At 49.3% G+C, this 10,569-nt stretch carries 7 protein-coding genes and 1 tRNA gene; 2 read left to right on the top strand and 6 right to left on the bottom strand.

Annotated elements, in window-relative coordinates; translation table 11 throughout:
- Window positions 1-225: 225 nt before the first annotated feature.
- The 5 genes from opcA to NDI45_RS23965 form a co-directional block, all read right to left on the bottom strand.
- A complete protein-coding gene (opcA, locus tag NDI45_RS23985) occupies window positions 226-1,578 on the bottom strand; it encodes a glucose-6-phosphate dehydrogenase assembly protein OpcA (RefSeq protein WP_190791505.1) in 1,353 nt (450 codons plus the stop codon).
- 67 nt (window positions 1,579-1,645) lie between these two features.
- Window positions 1,646-3,175, bottom strand: coding sequence for a glucose-6-phosphate dehydrogenase (gene zwf, locus NDI45_RS23980; protein ID WP_348249159.1), 1,530 nt, complete (start codon window positions 3,173-3,175; stop codon window positions 1,646-1,648).
- A gap of 359 nt (window positions 3,176-3,534) precedes the next feature.
- On the bottom strand, window positions 3,535-4,683 hold the full coding sequence (gene tal, locus NDI45_RS23975) for a transaldolase (RefSeq protein WP_348249158.1): 1,149 nt from the start codon (window positions 4,681-4,683) through the stop codon (window positions 3,535-3,537).
- Between the two features lie 83 nt (window positions 4,684-4,766).
- The gene (fbp, locus tag NDI45_RS23970; RefSeq protein ID WP_348249157.1) at window positions 4,767-5,843 is read right to left on the bottom strand and encodes a class 1 fructose-bisphosphatase; all 1,077 of its coding nucleotides are present in this window, start codon (window positions 5,841-5,843) and stop codon (window positions 4,767-4,769) included.
- An 870-nt stretch (window positions 5,844-6,713) separates the two neighbouring features.
- Window positions 6,714-7,328, bottom strand: coding sequence for a type II secretion system protein (locus NDI45_RS23965; RefSeq protein WP_348249156.1), 615 nt, complete (start codon window positions 7,326-7,328; stop codon window positions 6,714-6,716).
- Between the two features lie 232 nt (window positions 7,329-7,560).
- Here NDI45_RS23965 and NDI45_RS23960 point away from each other — a divergent pair.
- Window positions 7,561-7,641: transfer RNA gene (locus tag NDI45_RS23960), tRNA-Leu, on the top strand.
- Window positions 7,642-7,859: 218 nt separating this feature from the next.
- Here the strand turns inward: NDI45_RS23960 and NDI45_RS23955 are convergent.
- Window positions 7,860-8,267, bottom strand: coding sequence for a hypothetical protein (locus NDI45_RS23955; RefSeq protein WP_348249155.1), 408 nt, complete (start codon window positions 8,265-8,267; stop codon window positions 7,860-7,862).
- Window positions 8,268-9,150: 883 nt separating this feature from the next.
- Between NDI45_RS23955 and NDI45_RS23950 the strand changes: the two genes are divergently transcribed.
- On the top strand, window positions 9,151-10,488 hold the full coding sequence (locus NDI45_RS23950; RefSeq protein WP_348249154.1) for a glycosyltransferase family 4 protein: 1,338 nt from the start codon (window positions 9,151-9,153) through the stop codon (window positions 10,486-10,488).
- Window positions 10,489-10,569: the final 81 nt, after the last annotated feature.

The raw sequence follows: 10,569 nt of genomic DNA, 5'->3' as shown, positions 1-10,569 counted from the left end.
GCCTCTCGTTGTAACATCCTTGCAGCCATGCCGGAAGTCATTCGTCAGCACACGCTATTTCACTGGTGGAGGCAGGCATAAAATAGTGTTACTTTACTATCCGGATTCCGTATAAGAAGTAGTTCCACTGCTTGATCAGCTCGCAATTCGATCACCCACAAAAAATCCCCCCCGATCGCCGAAGAGGATTTGTTTGGAAAACTGAAATTTTACAGCCCGAAGCGACTAGGCGGCTGCCATCGACAATCGCTTCTCCAGTTGCATAATGTTAGCGACCACAGCAAGGCTTTCCTCATAGAGGTTGTCGCGTCCCCATCGCTGGAGCTGTTGGGTGAGCAGAAATTCGGCTTTTTGATCGCTCGTTGCCCTTACCTGCTCTATTCGGCAGGACTGAGCCGCACCGCCTGCTTCCATTCGCATACAGCCTGTGGTTTCCGAGCAGAGGATGGTGCAGCAGTTGGCATTCAGGTTGGTCGAAGCCAGCCGTACCCCAGTTAAGTCACCAATCACCTCGCCGGAATCTGCGGTCGGAATGGCAGCGAGTTCGGCTTCGATTTTGCGTCCGTCGCCGCTCTGGAAGTGGATTTGTTTCAGGTCATAGTCGCCGCCCACCTGGTGATATTCGATCGGCTCCCACCCCAGACGACTCGCGATCCAGCCAAGAAACATCAACGCTTGTGCCGGATTGCCTCTTTCGTAGTCAATACTAATGCGATCGACTTCTTTTAGCGCAGCGCGCCGTTCTGGAGGATCAAAGGCGGCGGCGGTAAGTTCCTGCCAGGTGGAGAGTCTGTGCCAGTTCAAATCAGCCACAGGCGTTTCGGCATCGAGCAGTTCTTTAATTTTCAGCAGTTCCGATTCGGGATCGCTGAAATACGACGAGTCGAGAATTAGACAGCTGCAGTTTTCGACCAGCTTCTTGAATAGCTCCTGTTCCGGGTTGGGCGTTGCCTTCCACCAGACAAAGCGGGGCAATCCGGGAATCATCAGCGACGACACTGTGTTTGCGACCCGACCAAGGGCATTTTTCGCGCCGCGAATCGTGATGTATTCGCAGCAGATCAAGCTACCGCCGCTGCTTTTCTGAATCGGGCAGTAGGCAGACACCTGAGCCGTGACGCCTTCGTCTGCGCCCAGCGAAGGAGACAGAGTAATAATACGGCAGGGATTTTGAATGGCGATCGCCTCACTCATATGGTAACCGCGCCCATCCTCGTTGCTGAAGTTCAGCTTTTCGGGCGGCAGCTTAGCGACTTCTTCGCGCAGACGATTGAGCGTTTCGGTATCGACTCGTCCGGTAATTCGCAGCCCGTATGCTGCCTGGGCATCCCGGACAGCCTGTTTGGTTTGCGCTTCGTGAACGCCATCGATCGCCCCCGGATAAAAGCCCAGGATAGCGAGTAGCTGCTGAAACTCGTCCGGCTCGTAAACCACCATGCTAAAGGTCGAGGCTCTCATTGCCCTTGGCGAACCGGAACTACCGTTTTGGCTATGCCAAATTTGACCGAGTTCCACCTCGATTTCGTTAAGCGAGATGTCTCTGGGTTTTTGAAGAGCAACCAGGGGTGTTTTGGTCATGGGTTGTGATGGGTAAAGGATTGATAAGAGCGGCAGGGCGAAGGTGCTACGAATGGACTGACGGAGCTTAGATTCTGCGCCAGCGTCGTCCATCTTTATTCAGCAGCAGCTCGGCTTCAATCGGACCCCAGGTTCCTGCTTCATAAAGAGGAATTGTTTCGGGCGGAGCCGGAGCATCCCAAACCGAGAGCAGCGGCGTCAAAATTCTCCAGGAAGCCTCTACCTCATCGCCGCGCGTAAACAGGGTTTGATCGCCCAGCATACAGTCCACGAGCAGACGGCTATAGGCATCGGTATTGGCACGACCAAAGGCGGTGTCATAGCTAAAATCCATATCGACCGATCGCGTCCGCAGTGACGTACCGGGAGTCTTGACTTCAAACCGCAGCGAAATGCCTTCGTTCGGCTGGATCCGCATCACCAGAACGTTTGGACTCGCTTGCTTTGCAGCAGACTGGAACATCAAGAACGGCACTTCTTTGAATTCGATCGCGATTTCCGTTACTTTTTTCGCCAGCCGCTTGCCCGTCCGCATGTAGAAGGGAACGCCTTTCCAGCGCCAGTTATCGATATAGAACTTGATTGCTGCATAAGTAGGCGTCGTGGAGTTGGGATCAGCACCTTCTTCCTGGCGATAGGGGGGAACTTCGTGATTGTCCATCCAGCCGTTTGCATATTGTCCGCGAATTGCAGACCGGCTCAGGTCTTCTAAATCTGCCAGGTGAGTGGCTTGCAGCACTTTCACCTTCTCGTTACGAATGCTGTCTGCATCAAGCGAGCTCGGCGGTTCCATTGCCGTCAGACAGAACAACTGCATCAGGTGGTTTTGCACCATGTCGCGCAGTGCCCCTGCCGTCTCGTAGTAGCCTGCCCGTCCTTCCAGCCCCACAGTTTCTGCCACGGTGATCTGCACGTTATCAACAAACTGCCGATTCCACAGCGGCTCCCAGATCGCGTTGGCAAAGCGAAACACCATCAGGTTTTGCACCGTTTCTTTTCCCAGGTAGTGGTCAATCCGGTAAACCTGAGATTCGTTGCAGGTCCGACGCACCACCTGATTCAGCGTTTGTGCTGAGGTCAAATCTTTGCCAAAGGGTTTCTCAATCACCAGACGCTGCTTGCGCGGATCGGGCATCATCCCTGCCTTACCTAACTGCTCGATCGCTTCAGCAAAAAAGCGGGGAGCTACTGCCAGATAAAAAACGCGATTACCGCGGGTGCCGCGCTTCTCGTCTAGTTCCGCCAGCAGCGTCTTGAGTTTTTGGTAACTGTCGGGGTTGTCAATATCGCCAGAGCAGTAAAATAACCCTCTGGCAAAGTCATTCCAGATTTCTTCGCGTCCTAGTCCGCCACCAAACTCCGCGACACCTTCGCGCATCTGTTCGCGGAAATAGTCGTCGCTCCACTCACGACGCGCCACCCCTACGATCGTCAGTTCTGGGGGAAGCCGTCGCTCTAGCTTCATTTGATAAAGCGCCGGGATTAGTTTGCGCTGAGTTAAATCGCCCGACGCCCCAAAGATTACGAGAATTTGTGGCTCAGGAATACGGTCTTGCTGTAGCCCAACGCGGAGGGGGTTTTCAAGAAGATTGACCATAGAACAATTCGGGAAGGGGTGAGTGGATGGGGGTCAACGGGTGGGTTAATAAATAATAAAGAGGATTGAGGAGTTTTAGAGGTACTGTATTGCCTCCTTAATTCTTAATCGTGAGAAACTTTGAGGGTGAGAGACTTTGAGAACCGTAGCTTTGAGAACGGTATAAGAAAACCAGGTTTCCCCAGAATCGGGGATCGGGTGGGCAATTCGAGTCAAAGAATCCCTTTTCAAACAATTTCCAACAAATTTTTAATCGATCGCTTTTTGTTAATGATTAATAAAAATTTCGAATTTTCTTCCCTCTCCGGGGAGAAACGCTCGGAGAGGGATTACGCGATCAGATCGGCGACTTGAAACCGTTAGCCAACCGGAGCCAAACGATCGATTTTCTCCTGCAAGGAGTCCATCAACGAATGGAACGGCTGCACAAACTTATCGATGCCGTCGGTCAGCAAATCTGCCATCGCTTCATCCAGATCGATGTCGATGTCAGGATCTTTGAGGCTGTTGATAATGTTGTGTGCTTCTTCGACCCCTGTTTCAATCCGATCGGCAACGTTGCAGTGATCCGCGCAGGCTTCGATCGTCGCAGGTGGCAGCGTGTTCACCGTTTCATGTCCAACCAGCTCATCGACATACATCACGTCACTGTATTGCGGGTTCTTCGTGCCTGTGCTTGCCCAGAGAAGCCGCTGCACGTTGGCGCCCTTTTCAGCCAATGCCTTCCAGCGATCGCTGTTCACGATCTTCTTGTACTCCTGATAGGCAATTTTGGCATTGGCGATCGCCACTTTGCCCTTGATTTCCAGCAGGCGTGCCTGGACTTGAAGCTGATCCATGCCCTGAAGTTTTTTGTCGATCTGGGCATCAATGTTGCTGTCAATCCGGCTCAGGAAGAAGCTTGCCACCGACGAGAGTTTGTCGATCGGCTGATTCTTTGCAACCCGTGCTTCCAGGCCTGCAACGTATGCTTCCGCCGTCGCAATATAGCTCTGCACCGAGAACAGCAGCGTAACATTGACATTGATCCCTTCTGCAATGACCGCTTTCACCGCAGGCAGACCCGCATCCGTACCGGGGATCTTGATCATCACGTTGGGACGATCGATCTGAGCGTAGTAACGCTTTGCTTCTTGAATCGTCGCTTCGGTATCGTGAGCAATAATCGGCGGTACTTCAATACTGACATATCCATCTAGCCCACCCGACTGCTCGTAAACCGGATAGAGAATATCGCAGGCGTTGCGAATATCGTCAAAAATCAGAGACTCATAGATCTCTTGCAGCGCCTTGCCTGCCCGCACTCCCGCTTCGATGTCTGCATCGTAGATAGCATTCCCGACGATCGCTTTCTCAAAAATTGCCGGGTTAGACGTAATACCACAGATGCCCTGCTCCTCGACCATCCGCTTCAGTTCGCCAGACCGAACCAAGTCCCGGGTCAGGTTATCCATCCAGATGCTCTGACCGTACTGCTTGATCTCTAATAAATGATTCTCACCTGTCATTCGTCTTGCTCCTTACTTGCTCTTTACACGATAAAAGTGAATTTAAATGAACAGAATCAGCCTTTAGACTCAGCCTTTTGTAGTCAACCCTTCGAGGTCAAGACCGTCTGTTCCTCGGTTTGCCTCCGACGATCGGCGATAAACGACTCAACCAGCTCCACGTCTTCTCGGCTACCCAGAATCAAAGGCGTTCGGGTATGAAGGTGATCGGGGATCACGTCCATAATGTCCTGCGTTCCGGTACTGGCTTTCCCTCCTGCCTGTTCAACCAGATAAGCCAAGGGAGCCGATTCATAAAGCAATCGCAGTTTTCCTTCCGGCTTTTTCACCGTTCCCGGATATAGGAACACGCCGCCCTGAAACAGAATTCGGTGAATATCACCCACCAGCGCGCCGCTATAGCGTGCAGTGTAACCCTCATGCCGATGCACATAGCGAATATAATCCCGAATTGGCTCGCTCCACTGCCAGAAGTTGCCTTCGTTCACGCTGTAGACCGGACCATGGGTAGGAATCTGGATATTCTCACTCGACAAAATGAACTCGCCCAGGCTGGGATCAAGCGTAAAGGCATGAACTCCTTTACCGATCGAGTAAACCAGCATTGTACTGGGACCATAAAGGATATAGCCTGCGGCAATTTGGTCGTGTCCATGCCGAAGCAAATCTGCCGCCATGCCGTCCTGGTCTTCGCCTTGCTGTCGTCGAATCGAAAAGATCGATCCCACGTTCAAGTTGATATCTACATTTGAGGAACCGTCGATCGGGTCATAGAGCAGCGTGTAGCGTCCCAATGGACAGTTTTCGGGAATGTAATACGGCTTCTCCATTTCTTCAGAAGCCAGACGGCATACCAGTCCGCTTTGCTCAAACACCGAGATAAATACCTGATTGGCGAATACATCCATTTTTTTAACGGATTCGCCCTGCACATTCGTGCGTCCCGTAAACCCTAGTGCATCCTCCACCAGTCCCGCCCGCGTCAGGCGACGAGCAATCAGCTTACCTGCCAGGGCAATCCGGCTCATGAGCGCACTCAAATCCTGCGCGTCGGCTGAAAAACTGTGAAGCTGCTGAAGAACATGACGCGAAAGGGTCGTGCAGTCCCGATCGAGCAAGTATTCATGTTCCAGATTTAAGGGTTGCTCAAAATCAACCATATTCTTTCCTTTTAACGAAGATTAAGGAAAACGAAATTGGGAGAAATACTTCTCCTTCACTATGAACAGATCGGGCAGCCCTTTATCTTCTATCTTAAGAAGGCATTTCCAGAACGTGGCTTAACTTTAGGTGAAATACAGAAATGCAGATCAAAAACCTGAACAGAAAACCATGAGCAAATGTAAACGAACTACTGCAAATTCTTAAGAAGTACGCAGAAGTGATTCGGCTCTCATTCTAAAGATAGAGAAGAATCGGATAAACAAAGCCAGATACACAACCAAGACCCCTTGCTTGCCCAAAACTGATCAATGAAGTAGGGATAGCCGAACAGTAAGCTGAATCTAAAATGGTTAATCAGGAAACAATAGTAGGCCACAACGAAATGTAATTATCTTGACAAACGGCAGTAAGCTCAAAATGCTTCACTGCTTTTTAGAATGCTACTTAACCTTTGAAGATTATCAGTTAAATATCAAATAAATATCAAACAAATCTAAGAGAATGCTTAAAAAGTGCTCAATTTCATACATCGCCCCCTAAATCGGTCAACATTCGGAGACTTTGAATCTCTTAAAGTGAGCGAGGTTTCCCTCGGTATCGACTGACAGGAGGCAGTTCGAGCCATCATGATGACTTCTCAAATATCCTCTCAGCCTATTCGTTGTGCATAAATCTGGCCCTTCTAGCAAAACGATCGCTCCTCTAAACAAAAGGGCGATCGCCTAATTCATCAAAATCAGAGTCAAAACAAAAATCATGATCTAAAGATGCGATTGAAAGTAGAAGTCATGCAGGGATCAAGCCTCAGTAGTTTCCACTGAACATTCCGTCAACTGCTTAACCTGACGTGCTGAGTTTTGCTTCTCCTAGTAACAATACCGTCCCCCCTGATCCGCGGTCCGATTGTCCCTCGCCTTTCGCATCGTCCCTAAAATGGTCGAGACCACCACACACCGCTTCGCCCGGCTGCCCCCTGCTGCCATAAACGTAATACGACCCAAAGGGGGATTAATATGCCCCCGATAGGTGAACTCGACCCGATAGACTCCACCCCGTCGCGCTAATGTGGTTTCCATCGTGTCAATCTGAACACCAGCCGGGAAGGGTTGCCAATGAGAGGCGGTTGGTGTAGCCGTTGCAGGATGAATTGCCCACTCTGCCGCCCGATCCACTTCTCGAAAGCTAACCCGCCACGCCAGTTTCGAGGACATTGCCTTTCGCTGAGCCTGTCTCATCACCTGCAGTGCCTGATCTTGAGCTGCTGTAATTCGCTGTGTATCGCGCCATTGAATCCAGCTTGGAGCAGCGATCGCAACCAGTATCCCAGCAATGCTAATCGCAATGAGCATCTCGACCAGGGTAAAGCCTCGTTTATCTGGTTTAGCCAGACTACCTGCAAAACGATTGCCATCACCGTAGTGCCGTCTGGCTCTATTGGCAAAACGGAAAGTCCATGCCTTGCCCTGCTGTTTGTCCTGCATCCGATTGCCCCTGGTTAACCCAATTTACAACCAGCTTCAATATGCCCATACGCAGGATATTTCTCCCGAATTGAGGAAATCTTGACAAATTTAGCTTTTAACAGAATCAGGAGGCATCTGAAAATCTGCAAAGCAAATTTCGTTCAAAAAAAGTGCAGATTAGTCACAAAATCGAGTATGCTTATTTCTTGGAGTGGAAACAGCTCAACCTCGATCCACCCTATTAGCTCATGCGGATGTGGCGGAATTGGTATACGCGCACGTTTGAGGGGCGTGTGGCTTTGCCTTGCGAGTTCGAGTCTCGCCATCCGCATTTTGGAAGATGCTAGTTCTGAATAGTCTTTGGATGCCGGTTGCCAATGACGCAGGCAAGGTTCCCGGCGGAAAAAGCTAGGCAAATGGCTAGCCTCTATAACTACCTAAAGACGCCGCTTCATCTCGTGAGGCGGCGTTTGAATGTCTTAAAGACATCGCTAAGATAGCTGAAGTTTTTCCAGGTTTATGCTGGATTGTGCTTTGAATTTCTGCGCTTTAGCGTAGTGTGCTGCCTATTGTTGCCAGTCCAAGCACAATGCTTGGTTCAGGAACAAGCGTAGGAGCGAATTTACCGGTTCCTGCATGGAAGCTATGGTTATCGCTCTCAAAGCCGCTACCATCGTTTTGCTCAATCACAATCCTGTTAAAGTTATCGGCATTGCTCGTGGAATAAAAGTGAACGAAGCCCTTGCCCTCTCCCTCGTGTTGCGCTGCTGAAACGAGGGCAACAGGATTAACATCTGCGGTTGAAAAAGACTGAATCAGCCTGTCATTCATGTAAAACGAGAAGATGTTTCCACTGCTAATTGCATCCCAATTGCTCCCGGAATAGTTCAGGGTCTTTTCAATATCGATCGTCACCTTGTCGCCTTGAAATGCCACTAGGTAATTGGAGGTGTTCACTTCTCCCTGTAGTTTAGCGGGTGCCCACTTACCGGTACGCACACTGCTGTTACTGTTGTTTTTAAACTAGATCGAAAAAGGCTGTACTGTTGAAGCCGTTCGAGAAAAAGTACTGAAATTTAAAAAGCTGCTCTATTTTAAGTTCTCATATTCAAACTAATCGACAGTACGAATGCAGAAACCGTTCCTATTCAGAGCAGTACATTACCATAGCTCTGCTAAAGCAATAACTTACAAAAGCACAACGTATCGCTAAACAATCAACGTCTGTGGGCAATGACAATCATTCAAAATCTATTTCGATCGAGTAAAAAGCCCTCAGCTAACCGATAGTTTTTTCCTTTTTCCAGTAACAATCGGCTATTCGTTGCTGTATTTCTTGCTTGAAGGGTGGAATGATAGTTAGGATTTTTCGGGTTGCTTTAAAGTCTTTCCCTGTAAGCAGGAATCAGCAATGCGAAACCTGTGAGAATTCATTGGAGAATTCCATAAAAGCGGTTGTTCTAGAAGTTAAAGCTTTAGCTAACCCTCCGTAAATTAACTGAGGCTGTCTGGTTGAGCTTACACATTTATCAAATTGCCAGCCTGCTTTTATGCAGTAAAACCAATGCCGTGAGAACACGGTAGCCAAATTACTTCTCAACCGAATACATCTAGAAAAGAAATCAATCGATTCAACTCAGTTTCAACGATGAGATGTCAGCATAGCCCCTTCTGATTCTCATTTCGTCGAACTTATCAGCCCCAATTTATTGCACTCAAAGATTTTGCAGATCTAGGCAGTTTTTGCTTAGGCAAATTTGTTGCGTCATTGCTGGCAGTTTGAAAAAGAGTTCATCCAGCTTGCTTGGTTTTTGTGCTTCATTCTGGAGTTTGGCAAATAATGCGAATTTTGATTTACTCCTACAACTATCATCCTGAGCCGATTGGTATTGCACCACTGATGACCGAGTTGGCAGAAGGGCTGGTCAAGCGGGGGCATGAAGTACGGGTTGTCACTGGAATGCCGAACTATCCGCAGCGTCAAATCTACCCAGAATATCGCGGCAAATGGTTTACTACGGAGGAGCGCAACGGAGTTAAAATTCAGCGCAGCACCGTCTGGATTCGTCCTAAGCCCGGTTTATTGACCCGAATGCTGCTGGATGGAAGCTTTGTGGTGACCAGTCTATTTCAGGCATTGCGCGGTTGGCGACCTGATGTAATTCTGCTGACGGTTCCACCGCTTCCAGTGTCGGTGTCGGCGGCGTTGTTAGGGGCTATTTACGGCTGTCCAATCGTCCTCAACTTGCAGGACATTTTGCCTGAAGCTGCCGTTCATGTAGGACTGATCAAAAACAAACTGGCAATTCGCGTATTTGAGCAGCTTGAAAAATTTGCCTACCGAACTGCTCATACGATCAGCGTGATTACGGAAGGATTTACCGAGAACTTAACGGATAAAGGCATTCATCCCAGTAAAATTCGCTGCATTCCAAACTGGGTGGATGTTAACTTTATTCGTCCTTTGTCAAAGGAACAAAACGAGTTTCGCCGTACTCACGGATTAGAAGACAAATTTGTGGTGATGTACTCCGGCAATATTGCCTTGACCCAAGGACTAGAAACAGTCATTCGGGCAGCCGCTCAGTTGTCTTACTTACCCGATATTACTTTTGTGATTGTGGGAGAACCTGGCGCTTTGCAGAACCTGCGTCAGGTTTGCGATGAGTATGGTGCAAAAAATGTGCTGCTGCTGCCGTTTCAGCCAAGGGAGCAATTGCCAGAAATGCTGGCAGCAGCAGATGTAGGACTTGTCGTGCAAAAACAGCAGGTCGTTTCGTTCAATATGCCGTCTAAGATTCAAGTACTGCTAGCAAGCGGTCGTCCGATCATCGCTTCTGTACCCCTGACCGGAACAGCAGCAAAAGCAATTTTGCAAAGTGGTGGCGGGCTTGTCGTTGCCCCTGAAGAACCTAACTTGATGGCAGATGCCCTTCTCACGCTGTACGACGATCGTGAGAGAGCGACTGCATTAGGGCAACAGGGTAGACACTACGCTATGCAGCACTACTCCTTCGAGAAAGCACTCAGCCGCTATGAATCGCTGTTCCACGATGTAACGACTTCTTCTAAGCCAGGATGGAAGGTCCGTTTTCCTGCCCTGCTGTTCCCAACTCCCAGAACGCAAGCAATTTCCCCTGTTACACCTCAATCTGTACAGCCTATGACCCTAGAATAATGCGGGCGGACTTTCGATCGCTGCGTTAACATTAAAGAGTGTCAAAGGATAACTCAAATCAAGCGACGAAAGCAGTTTCAC

Source organism: Leptolyngbya sp. GB1-A1 (assembly GCF_039962475.1).
Lineage (GTDB): Bacteria > Cyanobacteriota > Cyanobacteriia > Elainellales > Elainellaceae > Leptolyngbya_A.
This window is presented reverse-complemented; position numbering and strand designations above follow the sequence as displayed.